Consider the following 19,015-nt stretch of genomic DNA (forward strand, 5'->3'; position numbering starts at 1 on the left):
ATAAAACGAATAATATAGATGATGTTTTGAAAAAATGTTCGTCATTGGAGGTACTTATGTTTCATCTCGACAAGCATCAAACGACAATAAAAAGAGAAATTACCGCGGGATTGACCACCTTTTTCACAATGGTGTATATCATTGTCGTCAATCCGGTGATCCTTTCCAATGCGGGAATTCCGTTTGACCAGGTGTTCACCGCGACGATTATCGCTTCCATTGTCGGAACTTTATGGATGGCTCTCGCTGCGAATTTTCCGATCGCCATTGCCCCCGGCATGGGCTTAAACGCGTATCTTGCCTTTCACGTTGTCGGCACAGGCAGCGGCATTACGTATCAGACGGCTTTCAGCGCCGTTTTTATCGCGGGAGTCATCTTTATTATTTTATCGTTAACGCCTTTAAGAAAACAACTTATAGAAGCGATTCCGGACAATTTAAAATACGGAATTACGACCGGCATCGGCTTATTTATCGCTTTTATCGGCTTACGCCAATCCGGAATCATCACGGCTGATAAATCTAATCTGGTTGCACTCGGCGATCTTCATTCGCCTGCCGTCATTTTAACGCTTATCGGACTTATCATCAGTATTGTACTGATGGTGCTGAATGTAAACGGGGCTCTGTTCATCGGAATGGCGCTGACCGCCGTCATTGCCTTTTTGACCGGGCAGATCCATTTCGCGAAAGGATTTATGTCCTTCCCGCACCTGCCGGAGGGGCTTTTGATCACAAATCCGTTCGGTGCCCTCGGGGATGTCGTGCATCACGGTCTGTACGCCGTTGTGTTTTCTTTTCTTCTCGTTACGATTTTTGACACGACCGGCACCATGATCGGTGTCGCCGAACAAGCGGGATTGATCAAAAACAATCAGCTGCCGAATGCCAGAAGAGCGCTTTTGGCTGATTCGACCGCTACGACGGTGGGAAGCATCTTCGGCACCAGCCCGACGACCGCGTTCGTTGAATCTTCAGCAGGTGTGGCGGCCGGCGGAAGAACGGGTCTGACGGCGCTGACGATAGCCGTTATGTTTGCCGTTTCCATGTTTTTCAGCCCGCTTGTCAGCGTCTTATCGGAAGTGTCCGCGATTACGTCACCGGCTCTGATTATTGTCGGCAGCCTGATGATGGGCGCGGTATCGAATATCCGCTGGAATGAGCTTGATGAAGCGTTCCCGGCCTTTCTCGTCATTTTGGCGATGCCTTTAACGTCCAGTATTTCAACCGGAATCGCACTCGGCTTCATTTCATATCCGCTTGTTAAAGCAGCTAAGAAAAAATGGCGCGAAATCCATCCTTTAGTCATCATCTTCGCCATACTGTTTTTTATTCAGCTTTTTATTTTGAACGGACATTAAGAAAAATCCCTTTCCTTTTTCGGAAAGGGATTTTCACATATAAAGAACGGAAAGAATCGCGGCAATGAGACACCAGGCGGAACAGATGATTTGAATGACGGTTAATGCGCTGTTTCGCGCCCTGAAATAGTCATCACTGTCTCTCTTGATACCGCTTAAAACCGGTTTATCCGTGATCCGGTCAAATAAAAGCGACGCGGCATAGCGGCTGACGATCGCAAACAAAATGAGGACTGCCGGCTTCACTAAGAGCGGAAGAACGAGAATAAGAGCCGTAAAAGCCGCAGTTAAAAGGTAAAGCTGCCGGAGATACCCGCCGTTTCGGATCAGCACTTTAAAGAACAATTCTTTCCACGCCGTATACGCCGACCGTTTTGTAAAGATGTGCTTTGAGCCGGGATATAAAAACGGCTTGCTCCGCCCTTTATTTTTACCATTCGGGAGCTGCACATCATGGCTGAGCATCAAAACAGAGGCCGCGAATGAAAGCTTGCGCCTGTTCTCCTCAAGCACTTCTTCCTCAAAGGCTGATAATGTCTCCGTCCCTTTCCAAGTCAAAAGAGCGGAACAGATGAACAATATACAGCCCGCCGGCCAAAGCCAATACCATTCGGCGGCAAAGACGATCATAAAAAACGCACCCGCCATCAGAACCATCACTTTCAGCCAGCCCGCCGCCTGATTCCCGAATGTCCGCCTGCTGTTTTTTCTGTGCCGATGTACGGCTAATATCGCGGTATGGAAGCCGAACAGACAGCAAAACATACCTGAATATGCCGGTAAGGTACAGTCACCGTACTGGCGCCATAAGGGAAATAACAATACGGCAAGCGCACCCCATTTGATAAGGGAAAGGAACATCGAATACAAAAGCGCATACCGTTTCAGCTTTTGCATCAGATGTTTTGCATGCACCAAAAATACGTGATCCGCTTCCAGCAAAAAGGTATGAATAAAACCCGTGCACAACAGCAGGGCACTGAATACATACAGCCAGCCCCATCCTAATACTCCTGCCGCTCCATTAAGAAGCCCCCTGCCGTTCAGCCAATCAGCATATTGATAAACGGCAAATGCGGCAGCCGGAAGAACGATATACAGCGCGACCGTCCAATCAATGACCGTCTGGAACACCTTCCATTGATACCGCCAATAATGAGACAGCCTTTGAAAAAACAAAGCCCGCCCGGTCATCGCTGACTGCTCCGAACCGCTGAATAAAAGCAATCCAGCAGTGAACGGCTTCCCGTTTTTTCCTGAAGCTCCTCTAACGTGCCTTGAAGAAGCAGAGCGCCCTGATCCAGCAAATAAAACCGGTCGCAGATTTTTTCCGCCGTATCCAGAACATGAGTGCACATCAAAATCCCCGCGCCCCTTTCTTTCTCAGCAATCAGCATGTCGGTAAACAGCTTTGTTGAGATCGGATCAAGTCCGATAAAAGGCTCATCAATGATGTAAATATCCGGCTTCGCCAAAAATGCCTGTATGAGCATCAATTTTTGCTGCATCCCTTTTGAAAAGCCGGAAGGCAAATCATGTTTTACAGACGTCAGCGAAAACTCTTCAAGCAGCCGCCCTGCCCGCTCACGGCATTCTTCCCCTTCTATACCCCGCAATGACCCGGTCAGCTCGAGGTGCTCCCAAAGCGTCAGTTCATCGTAAAAACTCGGACGCTCCGGTATGTAAGCATAAGATGAATCATTCCACTCAATACCGCCTTCTATATCCCGGGACAGCCCGAGAACCGCCTTTATCACTGTGCTTTTTCCCGCGCCGTTCGCTCCGATTAAACCGGCAATTTCACCAGCGTTGACTGACAGAGATACATCATAAATCACCTTCGGCCTGTCAGCATAACCGGCGCAGACAATGTTTGCATTCAATAATTCTCCCAAACTTCTCACTCCCCCGTTTTCATACGGACATGTATAAAAAAAGTTTCAGTTTCCATAATAATAAAAGCGGACCGGGCATAGTAATGCACCAAGGCGGCACCCATTTGGAAAAAATTATCTGCGCTTATTCCTAGATTCATGTTGTCCATATCGTGTATAATGGAGGCAGTTAAAAGAGAAAAAACAGAATGTCATCCTTTGTTGCTTATTCGTACGAAGTTTTAGAGTCGAAAGTTGTGGTATATCAAGTCCATCCGATCTTATGATAGGGAGTGGTTTTTTGAAACCTTCAACAAATCGTATGCTGACTCGGATTAAATCAGTTTACATGTTCATCCAGGAAAAAGGCCTTGTGACAACACAGGAACTGGTTGATGAATTCGGCATTACACCTAGAACCATTCAGCGAGACTTAAATGTGTTAGCATACAATGATCTTGTTCATAGTCCTAGCCGAGGCAAGTGGGAGACAACACGAAAAAAAGTGAAAATTACATCTTAAGTGAACAATTACATAAGGCCCTTTTCGGCCTGACATGCTGCAAGGCAAAGCAGCGTCTTTGCCTTGTTTTTTGTTCCTCTATATAAAAAGCCCAAAACAAATCTGTTTTGGGCTTTTCTGATATCGATTACACTTCAGCGCCTCTCAGCGTTTCGAGCTCCTCTTCAGTCAGCTCGCGGAATTCTCCCGGTTTAAGATCCGGGTCAAGAGAAACAGCCCCCATCGAAAGCCGCTTCAAATAAGCCACTTCATTTCCGACAGCCTTTGCCATCAGCTTCACCTGATGATATTTGCCTTCTGTAATGGTCAAGTGAATCACCGTTTCATCCGGGCTTTCTGTAATGATTTCAACGGCTGCCGGCTTCGTCTTATAGCCTCCTTCAATGACGACGCCTCTTTCCAGATGAACGATGTCTTCCGGTGACAGAGGTGAAATTAACCGGACCTCATATGTTTTGGGCACATGCTTTTTCGGAGAAAGCAGGCGATGAGCGAGCTGCCCGTCATTGGTCAGAAGCAAAAAGCCTTCCGTATCCTTATCAAGACGTCCCGCCGGAAACGGTTCAAAACGCTGTTCTTCAGGCGTCAGCAGATCAACCACCGTTTGCTGGCGGCTGTCTTCTGTAGCGGACAGCACTCCTTGCGGCTTATTCATCATGACATAAATAAATTCACGATAGTCTGCCGGCTCTCCGTATACCGTGATGTCCTGTTTTTCCGGATCAACATGGGTCTTCACATCTTTCGCCGGCTCTCCGTCAATCATGACAGCCCCAGCCTTGACGATTTTTTTCACATCTTTTCTTGAGCCGAATCCGCTGTTGGCAAGCAGCTTATCAAGTCTCATCCTGATCCTCTCCTTTAAAAAGAAAAGCCCGCGATAAGCGGACTATTCATTATTCTTAATGGGCGGAATGCCTGCCTCTCCTCAAAACGCGGGGCAGACGGTTTCCAAACATTTTCTGTAAAAATCCGATTCGGTACGCGGCAAACATGTATACTGCACCGCCGACAGCGGCGCAGACAAAGACGACAATCGCCGCATGCACCTGGCCGCTTTGGTATGTTACAAAGAAACTGAGCAGCCATTGAGTCAGCTTGACCGCGACTCCCATCACGACGGACAGGACCGCGATTAAAATGACCCGTTTTATAAGTACCGTATACGAATAGCCCGCATGGCGCTTAATCATAATAAAACCGTACAGAAGAGAAGCGATATAACCGAGCGCCGTTGCCAAGATGGCCCCGTCTCCCTGAAACAGCTTGATCAGCGGCACGTTCAGCATCACTTTTATAATGACGCCGATGAAAAGGCTCACGACAGCAAATTTCTGCTTATTAATCCCTTGCAGGATCGCGGCGTTTACGGTAAACAGAGAAAACAGAATCGCGACAGGCGCGTACCAGAACAATATATCCTGTCCGATATCCGGGCGAAGACTTTCAGAGCCGTAGAAGAACGTATAGGCCGGACCCGATAACACGGACATCCCGACAACAGCGGGAATAACCAAAAACAGAATGATTTGCATCGTCTGGTTAATCTGCTGGTTCAAAAGCTTATAATTCCTGCTCGTAAACGATTCAGTAATCGTCGGAATCAGCGTCAGACCGAAAGCGGTCGCCAGAGAAACCGGGATCATCACAAGCTTCGGCACATAAAGGGTGACAATCGCAAGCATGTCCTGGCTGATATCCTTATGGCCCGCCGCAATCATCGCTTTATTAAACGTATTCGTATCGATATATGAATACAAAGGAATCGCCAGTCCGACAAATACGTAAGGAGCGGCATAACTGAAAAGCTCAATGAACATTTTTTTATAACTTAAGTTCGCAGACGGGACGAGATTCGGCTTCATCGCCAGAAGATCGCCCTTCCGCTTATTCCAGTAAATATAAAGGACGACAAGCCCTCCGAATGATCCGATCAGCGCCGCGAAAGTCGCGTATCCGACTGCGATGACAAGGCCGCCGTTGATCACTCTTAAAATCAAATACGTTGCGCCCAATAAAAAGATGATCCGGGCAAGCTGCTCCACAACCTGTGAAACGGCTGTCGGCCCCATCATCTGATGACCTTGGAAAAAACCGCGCACAAGACTCATAATCGGCACGACCAAAAGTGCCAGACTGACCATCCGGATGACATAAACGACGTGGTCAATCGTAAGTCCGTTGTTACTCGTGCCGCCGAGAGATGTTTCCGCAAAAAACGGCGCTGAAATATAAAGAATTGAAAAAGCGATCATCCCGGTTACGAGCATAACCGACATTCCCGCTCTCAGCATCCGCCTGCTCGTCTCATAGTCTCCCTTGGAATTATATTTCGAGACAAATTTTGAAACCGCGGCGGGAAATCCCATCGTGGCAATGTTTAAAAACAGTGTATATTGATTATATCCGTATTGAAACAAAGCTCCGCCCGTCGCTCCGACCATCGCTCCGAACGGGATCAGATAAATCATCCCTAAAATCCGCGATATATAGGTGCCGAGCGTCAGCACGAACGTGCCCCTTAACAATTTGCTTGACATGTTTCCTCATCACCATTTTCTACGAAGATTCAACTTTTCTATTTTAACACAACTGGGCAATTAGACGGTAATAATTACAGCGGGAAACTTTTTGGGAAAACCCTTTAAAAACAAAATACGTTTAAGGATTCCCTTTCTTTCGCTATAATAGCAGAAAGCGGACATTTTCGCCTATTATACGTGAAAAAGAAAGTTGTTGATGAAATATGAAACATTATGACGTGATTGTGATCGGCGGGGGTCCCTCCGGTTTAATGGCTGCGATTGCCGCAGGCGAAGAAGGGGCGGACGTATTATTAATCGATAAAGGAAACAAGCTGGGACGGAAGCTGGCGATTTCCGGCGGCGGGCGCTGCAACGTGACCAACCGCCTCCCCGTTGAAGAAATCATCAAACACATCCCCGGCAACGGCCGCTTTTTATACAGCGCGTTTTCCGAATTTAATAATGAAGATATCATCGCCTTTTTTGAAAAACTCGGCATTCAGCTGAAAGAAGAAGACCACGGGCGCATGTTCCCGGTGACGGACAAAGCGCAAAGCGTTGTCGATGCGCTTTTGAACCGATTAAAACAACTGAATGTCACCATCCGCACAAATGAAAAAATCAAAGAAGTGCGGTACGAGAACGGCAGGACAGCAGGCATTACGACAAACAATGACGAACACATTAACGCAGACGCCGTCATTATCGCGGTCGGCGGAAAATCAGTCCCGCATACCGGAAGCACCGGAGACGGCTATGCATGGGCGGAAGCGGCCGGTCATACCGTGACCGAACTCTTTCCGACGGAAGTGCCGGTTACGTCGTCAGAACCGTTTATTAAACAAAAAACACTTCAGGGGCTGTCTCTTAGAAACGCGGCCGTCAGCGTCCTGAATAAAAAAGGCAAACCAATCGTCACACACGTGATGGACATGCTGTTTACCCATTTCGGCTTGTCAGGCCCCGCCATTCTCCGCTGCAGCCAATTTGTCGTCAAAGAACTGAAAAAGCAGCCAGAGGTCAAACTCCGCATCGATCTGTTTCCCGGCATCAACGAGGAAGAGTTATTTCAAAAGATGCACAAGGAACTGAAAGACGCACCGAAAAAAGCGCTCAAAAACGCGCTGAAGCCGTGGATGCAGGAACGGTACCTGCTTTTTCTTCTGGAACGGAACGGTCTTGATCCGCAGACAAGCTTTACGGAACTGCCGAAGGATCAATTCAGGGCTTTTGTCAAAGACTGCAAACAATTTACGGTTGCCGCTGACGGAACGCTTTCTTTGGACAAAGCATTTGTCACAGGCGGAGGTGTTTCCGTAAAAGAGATTGAGCCGAAACAAATGGCGTCAAAAAAAATGGAAGGCTTATATTTTTGCGGAGAAATACTCGATATTCACGGCTATACCGGGGGCTACAATATCACTTCAGCCTTTGTCACGGGGCGTCTCGCCGGTTTGAATGCAGGACGTTTCTCACGCTCGCTCTAAATGGTTTAAAGCGCATTTACCTGAGCGTTCCCGTTGATAATTGACCAAAAACATGATAGAGTTTTCTGCGTTTTGTTTCACCTGATTGAGGGAATAGGAAGAAAGGAATGATCTGCAATCGTACGACCATACTAAAACAAAATGGCGTATTGAAAAAAATAGTCAGAGGGTGAGAACGTTTGAAGAAGAACATCTCCAGTGTTTTTTGGATTGTGATTGTCATCACAGCCGCTGCGGTTTTATGGGGGGCCATTTCTCCTGACAGCCTGCAGCAAGTCACTGATACGGCACAAAAATTTATTACGGATTCTTTCGGCTGGTATTATCTGCTGGTCGTTTCTATATTTGTCGGTTTCTGTCTCTTTCTCATTGTGAGTCCGATCGGCACAATAAAACTCGGAAAACCCGGGGAAAAACCGGAATTCGGCTTATTATCATGGTTTGCCATGCTTTTCAGCGCGGGCATGGGAATCGGTTTGGTATTTTACGGGGCTGCGGAACCGATCAGCCATTACGCCATCAGCTCTCCCTCAGGTGAAACAGAAACGCCCCAAGCATTTCGTGATGCGCTCCGGTACACATTTTTCCACTGGGGGCTGCACGCTTGGGCCATCTATGCGGTCGTCGCTTTATGTATCGCATATTTTCAATTCAGAAAAGACGCGCCCGGTTTGATCAGCAGCACACTGACACCGCTTTTGGGTGATAAAGTAAACGGGCCGATCGGCAAAGCGATTGACTGTATCGCGGTGTTTGCGACCGTTGTCGGTGTGGCGACAAGCTTAGGGCTCGGAGCGACTCAGATCAACGGCGGTCTGCATTATTTATTCGGCATTCCGAAAACATTTTCCATTCAGCTGATCCTGATCGCTGTCGTGACCGTGTTATTTTTGATTTCTGCGTGGAGCGGAATCGGCAAAGGGATTAAATACTTAAGCAATACCAACATGGCGCTCGCGGCTATTTTAATGATCTTTATGCTCATTGCAGGCCCGACGGTGCTGATTATGAACTCATTTACCGATTCTATCGGCCAATACATCCAAAATATCGTGCAGATGAGCTTTCGCTTGTCTCCGAATGATCCCCAAAAACGCGAATGGATTAACAGCTGGACCATTTTCTATTGGGCCTGGTGGATATCCTGGTCGCCGTTTGTCGGCATTTTTATCGCCCGTGTATCAAGAGGCCGGACGATCCGGGAATTTTTGATCGGGGTATTGGTGACACCTTGTATATTGGCTTTCTTATGGTTTGCGATCTTCGGTGTATCCGCGATGGATCTTCAGCAGAAAGGCGTATTCAATGTCGCGGGAATGTCAACGGATACAATGCTGTTCGGCACACTCAGCCACTATCCGCTGACAATGGTGACATCCGTAATAACGCTTCTTCTGATCGCTGTATTCTTTATTACATCAGCTGATTCAGCGACATTTGTGCTTGGAATGCAGACGACTTACGGCTCGCTGAACCCTTCAAACCGGGTGAAAGTCACCTGGGGCATTATCCAGTCTGCCGTAGCAGCGGTTTTATTATATTCCGGCGGTCTTGCCGCACTGCAAAACACGGCCATTCTCGCCGCGGTTCCGTTTTCAGTCGTGATTCTTCTGATGATTGTGTCTCTGTACAAGTCATTAGCGAGCGAGAGAAAAGGAATCAAACAAGCGGAGAAATACCAAAAACCAAGAAGTCCCCGCGTCAAAAAAGCATAATGAACAAAGAAGTCCGGCATTTCGTCCGGGCTTCTTTATTTTCGGTATAAAATGAGAGCGGAAAAACAATAAAGCTGCTCACCTTCAGGATCACAGGCCGCCGCTACCGTATATTTAATATCAACGAGCTGTTCATCAGAAATCCCCTTTAAAAATGTATTGACTTCCGTCTGCAGATCCTTTTCATGCTCCTCATCAAAAACAGCTATCTTCAGCACATCACCCTCTCCTTTCTCTATCAATTTATTCCGGTTCAATTGAAATATGATAGAGAAAAACAGATTTTCTTTTTTACTGATTTTTTACTAAAAGTGACCGAAAATAGTTGTTGAAAACGCTTACTAACGTATGATAATATCACTTTAACAATAACCAGTTCATTTCTGTTTAGTAAATATTTAGTAAAAAGGAGATGCGAAATGGTCCGTCTCAAAGATATTGCCTTACAGGCATCTGTATCCAGCGCGACAGTATCGAGAATTTTGAATAAGGATGACTCTTTAGCCGTGACTGATGAAACAAGAGAAAAAGTTCTGAGGATCGCCGATAAGCTGGGCTATCAGCCGTCGGCAAAAAAACGGAAGAACCGCAGCCGCAGCGATTCAGCGCCCCTGATCGGCGTTGTCAGCTGCCTGTCACCCGAAGAAGAACGGCAGGATCCTTATTTTTCAGCGATCCGAAAAGGCATTGAGGAAGAATGCTTTCGGCAAAAAGTTTTTATCACATCTTCTATCCATCTCGGTTCTTTTCAAGAGCATATGTTTCACGAACTGGACGGCGTGATCATAATCGGCAGCCTGCAAGACGAGGCGCTTACGAACATCAGCGCCGCTTTCAGGCACGCGGTATTTGTTAACGGCACCCCCGATCCCGCCCGCTACGATTCCGTCAGCGTGGATTTTTATGCCGCAGCGCAGAAGGCGATAGAACATCTTCTGTCGCTCGGTTACCAGCGGCTCGGTTATATCGGCGGACGGGAGCGGGAGCATACCGTCATAGACGGTGTAAACAGCAATAAAACGATTGAGGATAAGCGTCTGACCGCTTTCTTACAAACGGCCGGCGCCGAGCCGGAGCATGTACTGATCGGCGAATACAGCATGCATGAAGGGTTCCGGCTGATGAATGAAGCCATCAAAGGCGGAAGTCTCCCCGATGCCTTTTTTATCGCAAGTGATTCGATGGCTGTCGGCGCTTTAAAAGCCTTGCAGGAAGCCGGCCTTCAAGTCCCGCGCGATACGGCGGTTGTCAGCTTCAACGGAATTGATGAGGCAGAATACGCCAGCACGCCGTTATCAACGGTAAAAGTATACACGGAAGAGATGGGCCGGACGGGTGTCAAATTGCTTCTCGACCGTTTAAACGGCAGAACCGTCCCGCTGGCCGTGACGCTCCCCACTTCATTGATTGTCAGACAAAGCTGCGGCTCACAAGAAAGGAGGTGACGTGTCCCGCAGCGTTTATATCATATTTAAAGGAGGAAAAGATGAAACGCTTACTGGCTTTGTTTCTTTCTTTTACTTGCATGATACTTCCCGGCTGCTCGGCAGAACAGAGCGGCGCCGGAGAAAAGCAGAAAACATTGACAGTCTATTCCACCATATCCTCAGACAGCGAACGAGCCGTATTCAGAAAGTTGGCTGATTCATTCCAAAAAGAACATCCGGACATTCAAGTAAACGTTCATTTCCCAGGCAATGACTACGAAAATATGATGAGGGTCAGAATGGCAGCCGGTGACATGCCTGATCTTTTCGACACACACGGCTGGGCCAAAATCCGCTACGGAGAATATACCGCCGACCTCAGCGGCATGTCTTGGACGAAGCGGCTCGATCCGAATTTAAACAGCATGCTCAAAGACGCCAAAGGCAGAATATACGCCTTCCCTTTGAATCAGGCAAAGGACGGACTGGCCTACAACCGCACGCTGTTGAAAAAATACGGAATCAAACCGCCGGAAACAATGGATGATTTTATGAAGGCACTGCGACAGATTAAAGAAAAAAGCGGCGGAACAGTCACCCCCTTCTGGTTTGCCGGCTATGAGAAAAGCTCCTTTGCCCAATATTACGATCAATTCGCCGCACCGCTTCTCATCACAGATCCCGCACACCGTTACAAAAAACAACTGTTAAACGGAACCTTCCGCTGGACACACTTCACCTATTTATCTGACAAACTGAAAGAGATGCAAAAGGAAAACCTGCTCAATATAGATGCCGTGACGGCAAAACGATCCCAGCTCATCGAACTGATGGCGCAAAACAAAATCGCCTTTACGCTGCAGGGCGGCACCCTCGGCCAAGACGTCGCTCAAATCAATCCGAAGGTAAAAGTCGGCATCATACCGACCCCGGCCGTCCACAAGGGAGACGCGCCGGTTTGGATCGGAGGCGAACGTTACACGCTGGCGGCATTCAAGGATTCCCTGCGGCTTGAAGAAGCGAAACAGTTTATCGCATTTATGGCCCGCCCCGAGCATGCAAAATCAATTGCCGAAGCGACCTCGCTTCCGGCCGGATTAGTGAATGTGCAAACGGACATTTTTTACGCAAATGACTATAAGCGCTATCAGCATATTAAGGTGCAGCCTTATTTTGACCGCCTTTATTTGCCAAACGGAATGTGGGATGTGATGGGAACAGCCGGGCAGGAGCTGATGGCCGATATCTTAACCCCCGCTGAAATTTCAGCGAAACTCGGCAGGGAATATAAGCGGCTACGGCTTCAATCTGATTCACAGGGAGCTGAAAAAAATGAGTGATCTTGCAAGAGAAACCCAAGGATTTCAACATCAAAAGCCGGTAAAATCCGCGTCACTATGGTGGATGTACGTTCCCGCTCTTGCCACGGTTTTTATTTTCATGATTTTTCCGTTTGTCAAAGGCGCTTTTATCACATTTACAAACTGGAACGGCTTCTCACAGACGTATCAATGGGTGGGAGTCACTCAATATAAAAGGCTTTTTACAGATCCGGACACGTGGCTTGTTGTGAAAAACACTTTGCTTTACGGCATCGGAAGCACTTTTTTTCAGAATATGCTCGGACTTTTATATGCGCTGCTTTTGAATCAAAGCTTAAAAATGAAGGCGCTCACAAGAACGATCGTCTACTTGCCCGTCATTATCAGTCCGCTGATAATGGGATACATTTGGTATTTTATTTTCTCATATGACGGGGGTGCGCTGAATGATGTGCTTGGCGCACTGGGAATCGGTCCTGTCAACGCCTTGGCAAGCCCTGCGGCAAACCCATGGATTATCGTCATGATTAACACGTATCAATACGCAGGCATTGCGATGATTGTATATTTGGCGGGGCTGCAAAGCATACCGAAAGATTATTACGAAGCCGCAAAAATGGATGGCGCGGGAGGTCTTCAACCGTTTTTCACCATCACTCTGCCTCTATTGATGCCGGCTGTCACCATCAACATGGTCATCAATATCATCGGCGGGCTGAAGCTGTTTGATGTCATTTTCGCGCTGACCGCAGGCGGGCCGGGCAATTCCTCTCAATCGATGTCGACGTTTATGTATGATTTATATTTTAAACGGCAGGATGCGGGATATGCCGCCGCCCAAGGCGTGTTTATGTCCGTCATTATTCTTGTCATCAGCTTTTCGGCTCTCGTGTATTTCAAGCGAAAGGAGACAGAAATGTCATGAAAACAGCCCGAATGCGGATTTTTACGCTGTTGGCAGCCGTTATCTCGTGCGTTCATATTGTCCCCTTTTATATTTTGCTGACCACGTCATTAAAAGCAAAAGGAGACTACAGTTCAAAATGGTCGCTGCCATCCGCCATTTCATTTCATAATTTTCGTGAAGCATGGGAACGTGCCTCTCTCGGGCAATCCTTTCTGAACACGATCATCATTACAGCCGTTTCCGCCGCCTTGTTAATTTTCATGGGTTCGCTTGCCGCATACCCGCTTGCAAGAAGAAATACAAAGCTGAACAAAATCGTCTTCGGCCTTTTGATTTCAATCATGATCATCCCGCCTTTGACTTCCATGGTTCCTTTATACAAGATGGTCGCTGATGCGGGGCTGATCAATACGCATGCCGCAGCCATTCTCATTAATACGGCTGCATATATGCCGCTGACCGTTTTCTTATATTCAGGGTTTATCCGCTCTTCCATTCCGAAAGAGCTTGAGGAAGCCGCCAGGATGGACGGCGCGGGATTGATCAGGACTTTTTATACAATCGTGTTTCCTTTGTTGAAACCGATTACCGCAACGGTCTGCATTATTTCCTGCGTGTTTATCTGGAACGATTACCAATTTGCGATTTTCTTTTTACAAGATCAAAAGGTGCAGACATTGACCGTGGCCATGGCGGGATTCTTCGGCGAAAACGCGAACAATCTTCACTTAGTCGCCGCAGCCGCAATTATGGCGATGCTGCCGATGGTCGTATTGTTTTTGGCGCTTCAAAAATATTTTATCTCAGGGCTGTCCTCCGGGGCGGTCAAAGGCTGAGAAGAAAAGGGAGGAATTTCTGTTGAAGAAAATTACGTTTATCGGAGCGGGAAGCACGATTTTCGCAAAAAATGTACTGGGGGACTGCTTACTGACTGAAGCATTAAACGGGTTTGAATTCGCGCTTTATGATATTGACGCTGTACGGCTGAAAGAATCCCAGCTCATGCTGGAAAACATGAGAGACCGCTACAATACGAGTATATCCATCATCTCCTACGATGACCGAAAACAGGCGCTGAAACACGCCGGCTATGTGATAAACGCCATTCAGGTCGGCGGCTATAAACCCGCGACGGTCATTGACTTTGACATCCCGAAGCGGTACGGTCTCCGCCAGACGATTGCCGATACCGTCGGGATAGGCGGCATTTTCCGTTCCCTTCGCACCATCCCCGTTTTATTTGACATCGCAAAAGACATGGAAGAGGTCTGCCCGGATGCGTGGCTGTTAAACTATACAAATCCGATGGCCTCTCTGACCGGAGCGATGCTCAGACATACAAATGTAAAAACGGTCGGCCTGTGCCACAGCGTCCAGGTATGTACCAAAGATCTGTTTGACTCACTCGGCATGGATCACGAAGGTACGGAAGAACGCATTGCCGGCATCAACCACATGGCTTGGCTTTTGGAGATTAAAAAAGACGGAATTGATTTATATCCGGAAATTAAAAGACGGGCACGCGAAAAACAAAAGACGAAACATAAGGACATGGTGCGGTTTGAGCTGATGGATAAATTCGGCTGCTACGTAACGGAATCATCTGAGCATAATGCCGAATATCACCCGTATTTTATAAAAAGCCGGTATCCTGAGCTGATAGATGAACTCCAAATTCCGCTTGATGAATATCCGAGGAGATGCGCGGAACAAATCAACAATTGGGAAACGATGAGAGACGGCATCATCAACAACCAAAACCTGACGCACGAACGCTCAAAAGAATACGGTTCGAGAATTATAGAAGCGATGGAGACGGGCCGTCCGTTCACATTCGGCGGCAATGTGCTGAATACCGGGCTGATACCGAATCTGCCCGCGAAAGCGGTCGTTGAAGTGCCTTGCACAGCCGTCAAAAACCACATTATGCCGTGCTATTCGGGCGAACTTCCGGAGCAGCTCGCGGCGCTCAACAGAACAAACATTAACACACAGCTTTTAACCATCGAAGCGGCCGTTACATTAAAAAAGGAAGCCGTATATCAGGCGGCCATGCTTGACCCGCATACGAGCGCCGAGCTTTCCATGAATGACATCATATCTTTGTGCGATGACTTATTTGAAGCGCACAAAGACCGGCTTCCGGCTTATCACTGATCATTCGCGATCCGGTCCTGGGCGGGCTGGATCGCTTTATATGTTCAGCACCAGTTTGACCGTCTGTAAAGTGTGTCCTTTAAAATCTTCTTCAAATTCACATACCCATTGAAACCCTTTCGCTTGATAAAAGGACAAGGCGATGCGGTTCTCTTTTTCTGCATGGACATAAAGCTTTTTTACCCCGCCGGACTGCCTGATGCATTCTTTAAGGAATGCCGTTCCTATCCCGCTTCCCTGGCAATCCGGGTCAATATAGATGGCGGTCAGCTCCGCATTTCCGTCTTTTTGAACCGGAGTGACATTTGCAAAACCGAGCACTCGCCCCTCTTCTTCTGCCACAAAGAACAGAGAATGCAAGAGCCGGCGTTCCATCATCTCATCCTGATAGGCGGATTCGAGAAACTGATCCTGAATGTGTCTGGGAATAATCCCTTCATACGTATGATGCCAGCTGCGTTCTGCGACTTGCCGGACCTGTTTGATATCGTTTGTTTTCATAGCGCGGATCATCGGTTTCACCTGATTCGCCTCCCGTTTTTTATAAAAAAAGAAGAAAAAGACGCACGTCCCTTTTCTTCTTTCACTTCAAAGCGTTATTTCTTCGGCTTTGTTTCGCCTTCCCACTCCAGCATGCCGCCTTCAACATTAACCGTACGGAAGCCCTGCTCATGTAAATACATACAAACGTTCATGCTTCTTTTTCCGGAGCGGCAGATAAATACATACTCCTTGTCCTTGTCTAACGCATCCATCTTCTCAGGGATATCCCCCATGCGGATGTGAACGGCCTGCGGAATCATTCCTTCGGCAACTTCTTCGTCTTCTCTGACATCAATCAGATACAGCTCTTCTCCCGCTTTTAATTTTTCTTCCAGTGCGGCTGTGCTGATTTCATTTATTTTCAATGTGTGACACTCCCATTCATCTTTATGGTGTTAAGTATACCAAAGCCCGCGGTGCAATTTCTATGATAGAGGCCTGATAAAAAAGCCCCTCTCTGTAGGAGAGGGGCTTCGTCCGGTCAGTTTGCCACGATATTGACAAGCTTGCCCGGTACGGCAATGATTTTTCGGATTGTTTTTCCTTCAAGCTGCTCTTTTACTTTTTCGTCAGCTTGTGCGAGCTGTTCTAACGCTGCTTTATCAGCATCAGCCGGAACCATTAATTTCGCTTTCACTTTTCCGTTCAGCTGGACGACGATTTCAACTTCATCATCCACCAGTTTTGATTCGTCATAAGCAGGCCAAGCCTCGTATGCAATCGAACCTTCGTGGCCGAGTTTTTCCCACAGTTCTTCAGCCAAATGCGGCGCAATAGGAGAAAGCAGCTTCACAAAACCTTCAATATATTCTTTCGGCAGTTCATTCGCTTTGTAAGCTTCATTAATGAAGACCATCAGCTGAGAAATGCCCGTGTTAAAACGAAGGGCTTCGAAGTTTTCTGTCACTTTCATGACCGTTTCATGATAGACGCGCTCAAGAGTTTCGCCCGCGCCTTCTGTCACTTTGCCCGTCAGCTCGCCGTTTTCCTCGATAAACAAACGCCATACACGGTCAAGGAAGCGGCGCGCTCCGTCAAGACCTGATTCAGACCAGGCGATAGATGCATCAAGCGGCCCCATAAACATTTCGTACAGGCGGAGCGTATCTGCTCCGTGAGACGCCACAATTTCATCCGGATTGACGACGTTTCCGCGGGATTTACTCATTTTTTCATTATTTTCCCCGAGAATCATTCCTTGGTTATACAGCTTTTGGAACGGTTCTTTCGTCGGCACGACACCGATATCATAGAGGAATTTATGCCAGAAACGAGCGTACAGAAGGTGAAGCACGGCATGCTCCGCTCCTCCGATGTAAATATCAACGGGCAGCCATTTATCCAGTTTCTCAGGTGAAGCGAGCTGATCCGGATTTTTCGGGTCGATAAAGCGGAGGAAATACCAGCAGCTTCCCGCCCATTGCGGCATCGTGTTCGTTTCTCTTCTGCCTTTTTTGCCCGTTTCAGGATCAGTGACTTCCACCCACTCTTTAATGTTGGCAAGCGGTGATTCACCTGTTCCGCTCGGTTTGATCTCATCGGTTTTCGGCAGAATCAGCGGCAGCTCTTCCGCAGGAACGGCTGTTGACGTGCCGTCTTCCCAATGAATAACCGGAATCGGCTCGCCCCAATAGCGCTGGCGGCTGAACAGCCAATCACGCAGGCGGTATGTCACTTTTTTCTCACCGTTTTTCGTTTCTTCAAGCCAGGCGATCATTTTTTCAATCGCTTCCGCTTTATTCAGTCCGTTCAGAAAGCCGGAATTGACATGCTCTCCGTCTCCCGTGTACGCTTCTTCTTCCGTGTTTCCGCCTTTTACGACTTCTTTGACAGGCAGGCTGAACACTTTGGCGAATTCAAAATCACGTTCATCATGCGCCGGCACGGCCATTACAGCGCCCGTTCCATAAGAGGCGAGGACATAATCCGCTATCCAGATCGGCAGCTTTTCTCCGTTTGCAGGGTTTACGGCATATGCGCCTGTGAAGACGCCCGTTTTTGTTTTCGCAAGATCCGTCCGTTCCAGATCACTTTTCGCCTGAACTTCTTTAACATAAGCGTCTACCGCTTCTTTTTGTTCAGGCGTCGTGATGGCCTTCACAAGCTCATGCTCAGGAGCCAGTACGGCATAAGCCGCGCCGAACAGCGTGTCCGGTCTTGTCGTAAACACCGTAAACGTGTCATCAGTGCCGTCGATCGCGAAATGCACGTTTGCGCCTTCTGAGCGTCCGATCCAGTTGCGCTGCATGTCTTTAATGCTTTCCGGCCAGTCAAGCTCTTCTAAATCTTCAAGAAGCCTGTCCGCATAAGCGGTGATTTTCAGCATCCATTGTCTCATCGGGCGGCGTTCAACCGGATGGCCGCCCCGCTCGCTTTTGCCGTCAATGACCTCTTCGTTCGCTAGCACCGTTCCGAGCGCCGGGCACCAGTTGACCGGCACTTCGTCTACGTAAGCGAGCCCTTTTTCGTACAGCTTGGTGAAGATCCACTGCGTCCACTTGTAATAGTCCGGATCAGTCGTATTGATTTCACGATCCCAATCATATGAAAATCCGAGCGATTGGATCTGGCGGCGGAAATTATCTATATTTTGTTTTGTGAACTCAGCCGGATCATTCCCCGTGTCAAGCGCGTATTGCTCAGCAGGAAGCCCGAACGCGTCCCATCCCATCGGATGAAGCACGTTGTACCCTTGCATGCGTCTCATGCGCGAAAGGATATCGGTTGCCGTATAGCCTTCCGGATGTCCGACATGAAGGCCGGCTCCTGAAGGATACGGGAACATGTCAAGCGCGTAAAACTTCGGCTTGTCATTCTCTTCACTCACGGCGAACGTTTTATGATCCAACCAGTAATTCTGCCATTTCTTTTCTATTTTTTCGTGCTGAAAACTCAACGTAAAAACCTCCTTCTGATTGAATACGGCGTATGTAGTCCAAGTATTGACGGGATGAGGAAGATTATATTCAGATTATTCTAAAACTAAAAAAAACTCCCTCATCCCAAAAAGGGACGAGAGATTTTTATTTCCCGCGGTACCACCCTCGTTAGCGCGGTTTTAGGCCGCACTCACTTGATACTTTTAACGCAGTTATGCGTCAGCGGTTTTGCCGCTGCAACTCTGAGGCGAGTTCGGAAACAGACTTGATTGACTTGCACCGGCCGTCAACTCTC

General features: G+C 47.9%; 17 protein-coding genes and 1 other annotated feature (1 of these 18 only partly in view). Of the genes, 9 read left to right on the forward strand and 8 right to left on the reverse strand.

Going from position 1 to position 19,015, the window contains the following annotated elements; genetic code table 11:
• Positions 1-56: 56 nt before the first annotated feature.
• Positions 57-1,361 carry an NCS2 family permease gene (locus tag SB724_RS09475; protein WP_045208534.1) on the forward strand — a complete coding sequence of 435 codons (1,305 nt, stop codon included), beginning with the start codon at positions 57-59 and terminating at the stop codon, positions 1,359-1,361.
• A gap of 33 nt (positions 1,362-1,394) precedes the next feature.
• On the opposite strand, the gene SB724_RS09480 is transcribed toward SB724_RS09475, so the two are convergent.
• Positions 1,395-2,555, reverse strand: a complete 1,161-nt coding sequence (locus tag SB724_RS09480; RefSeq protein ID WP_410570892.1) for an ABC transporter permease — start codon at positions 2,553-2,555, stop codon at positions 1,395-1,397.
• On the reverse strand, positions 2,552-3,256 hold the full coding sequence (locus SB724_RS09485; RefSeq protein WP_410570894.1) for an ABC transporter ATP-binding protein: 705 nt from the start codon (positions 3,254-3,256) through the stop codon (positions 2,552-2,554). The genes SB724_RS09480 and SB724_RS09485 overlap by 4 nt, the downstream gene beginning before the upstream one ends.
• 280 nt (positions 3,257-3,536) lie before the next feature.
• On the opposite strand from SB724_RS09485, the gene SB724_RS09490 reads away from it, so the two are divergent.
• Complete coding sequence (locus SB724_RS09490) at positions 3,537-3,758, forward strand: DeoR family transcriptional regulator (protein WP_003152337.1); 222 nt, start codon at positions 3,537-3,539, stop codon at positions 3,756-3,758.
• Positions 3,759-3,885: 127 nt separating this feature from the next.
• Here the strand turns inward: SB724_RS09490 and SB724_RS09495 are convergent, their stop codons facing one another.
• Both SB724_RS09495 and SB724_RS09500 read right to left on the reverse strand, forming a co-directional pair.
• Positions 3,886-4,605 carry a pseudouridine synthase gene (locus SB724_RS09495; protein ID WP_007613195.1) on the reverse strand — a complete coding sequence of 240 codons (720 nt, stop codon included), beginning with the start codon at positions 4,603-4,605 and terminating at the stop codon, positions 3,886-3,888.
• A 55-nt stretch (positions 4,606-4,660) separates the two neighbouring features.
• Complete coding sequence (locus SB724_RS09500) at positions 4,661-6,298, reverse strand: putative polysaccharide biosynthesis protein (protein WP_061581304.1); 1,638 nt, start codon at positions 6,296-6,298, stop codon at positions 4,661-4,663.
• A 206-nt stretch (positions 6,299-6,504) separates the two neighbouring features.
• Here SB724_RS09500 and SB724_RS09505 point away from each other — a divergent pair, with 206 nt between their 5' ends.
• Both SB724_RS09505 and opuD read left to right on the forward strand, forming a co-directional pair.
• Positions 6,505-7,770, forward strand: a complete 1,266-nt coding sequence (locus SB724_RS09505) for a BaiN/RdsA family NAD(P)/FAD-dependent oxidoreductase (protein ID WP_007408798.1) — start codon at positions 6,505-6,507, stop codon at positions 7,768-7,770.
• A gap of 179 nt (positions 7,771-7,949) precedes the next feature.
• On the forward strand, positions 7,950-9,485 hold the full coding sequence (opuD, locus tag SB724_RS09510) for a glycine betaine transporter OpuD (protein ID WP_061581305.1): 1,536 nt from the start codon (positions 7,950-7,952) through the stop codon (positions 9,483-9,485).
• 35 nt (positions 9,486-9,520) lie between these two features.
• Here opuD and SB724_RS09515 read toward each other — a convergent pair whose 3' ends face one another.
• Complete coding sequence (locus SB724_RS09515; protein WP_003152309.1) at positions 9,521-9,703, reverse strand: sporulation protein Cse60; 183 nt, start codon at positions 9,701-9,703, stop codon at positions 9,521-9,523.
• 201 nt (positions 9,704-9,904) lie between these two features.
• Here SB724_RS09515 and SB724_RS09520 point away from each other — a divergent pair, with 201 nt between their 5' ends.
• From SB724_RS09520 to melA, 5 genes are read left to right on the forward strand one after another with little or no spacing between them, the layout of a single operon-like run.
• A complete protein-coding gene (locus SB724_RS09520; RefSeq protein WP_410570896.1) occupies positions 9,905-10,930 on the forward strand; it encodes a LacI family DNA-binding transcriptional regulator in 1,026 nt (341 codons plus the stop codon).
• Positions 10,931-10,971: 41 nt separating this feature from the next.
• The gene (locus tag SB724_RS09525) at positions 10,972-12,252 is read left to right on the forward strand and encodes an ABC transporter substrate-binding protein (RefSeq protein WP_410570898.1); all 1,281 of its coding nucleotides are present in this window, start codon (positions 10,972-10,974) and stop codon (positions 12,250-12,252) included.
• Positions 12,245-13,159, forward strand: a complete 915-nt coding sequence (locus SB724_RS09530) for a carbohydrate ABC transporter permease (protein ID WP_368222790.1) — start codon at positions 12,245-12,247, stop codon at positions 13,157-13,159. Before SB724_RS09525 ends, SB724_RS09530 begins: the two co-directional genes overlap by 8 nt.
• A complete protein-coding gene (locus tag SB724_RS09535) occupies positions 13,156-13,977 on the forward strand; it encodes a carbohydrate ABC transporter permease (protein WP_410570901.1) in 822 nt (273 codons plus the stop codon). The genes SB724_RS09530 and SB724_RS09535 overlap by 4 nt, the downstream gene beginning before the upstream one ends.
• Positions 13,978-13,999: 22 nt before the next feature.
• On the forward strand, positions 14,000-15,298 hold the full coding sequence (gene melA / locus SB724_RS09540) for an alpha-galactosidase MelA (protein ID WP_021494482.1): 1,299 nt from the start codon (positions 14,000-14,002) through the stop codon (positions 15,296-15,298).
• A 36-nt stretch (positions 15,299-15,334) separates the two neighbouring features.
• Here the strand turns inward: melA and SB724_RS09545 are convergent, their stop codons facing one another.
• From SB724_RS09545 to leuS, 3 genes are all read right to left on the reverse strand, one after another.
• On the reverse strand, positions 15,335-15,811 hold the full coding sequence (locus SB724_RS09545) for a GNAT family N-acetyltransferase (RefSeq protein ID WP_265972392.1): 477 nt from the start codon (positions 15,809-15,811) through the stop codon (positions 15,335-15,337).
• Between the two features lie 83 nt (positions 15,812-15,894).
• Complete coding sequence (locus SB724_RS09550; RefSeq protein WP_007613212.1) at positions 15,895-16,206, reverse strand: rhodanese-like domain-containing protein; 312 nt, start codon at positions 16,204-16,206, stop codon at positions 15,895-15,897.
• A 116-nt stretch (positions 16,207-16,322) separates the two neighbouring features.
• The gene (gene leuS / locus SB724_RS09555; protein ID WP_410570904.1) at positions 16,323-18,737 is read right to left on the reverse strand and encodes a leucine--tRNA ligase; all 2,415 of its coding nucleotides are present in this window, start codon (positions 18,735-18,737) and stop codon (positions 16,323-16,325) included.
• A 109-nt stretch (positions 18,738-18,846) separates the two neighbouring features.
• Positions 18,847-19,015: a binding site (T-box leader), on the reverse strand; it runs 45 nt beyond the window's last position.

Origin of the sequence: Bacillus sp. SIMBA_031 (assembly GCF_046535225.1) — a bacterium.
Taxonomy (GTDB): Bacteria; Bacillota; Bacilli; order Bacillales; family Bacillaceae; genus Bacillus; species Bacillus velezensis.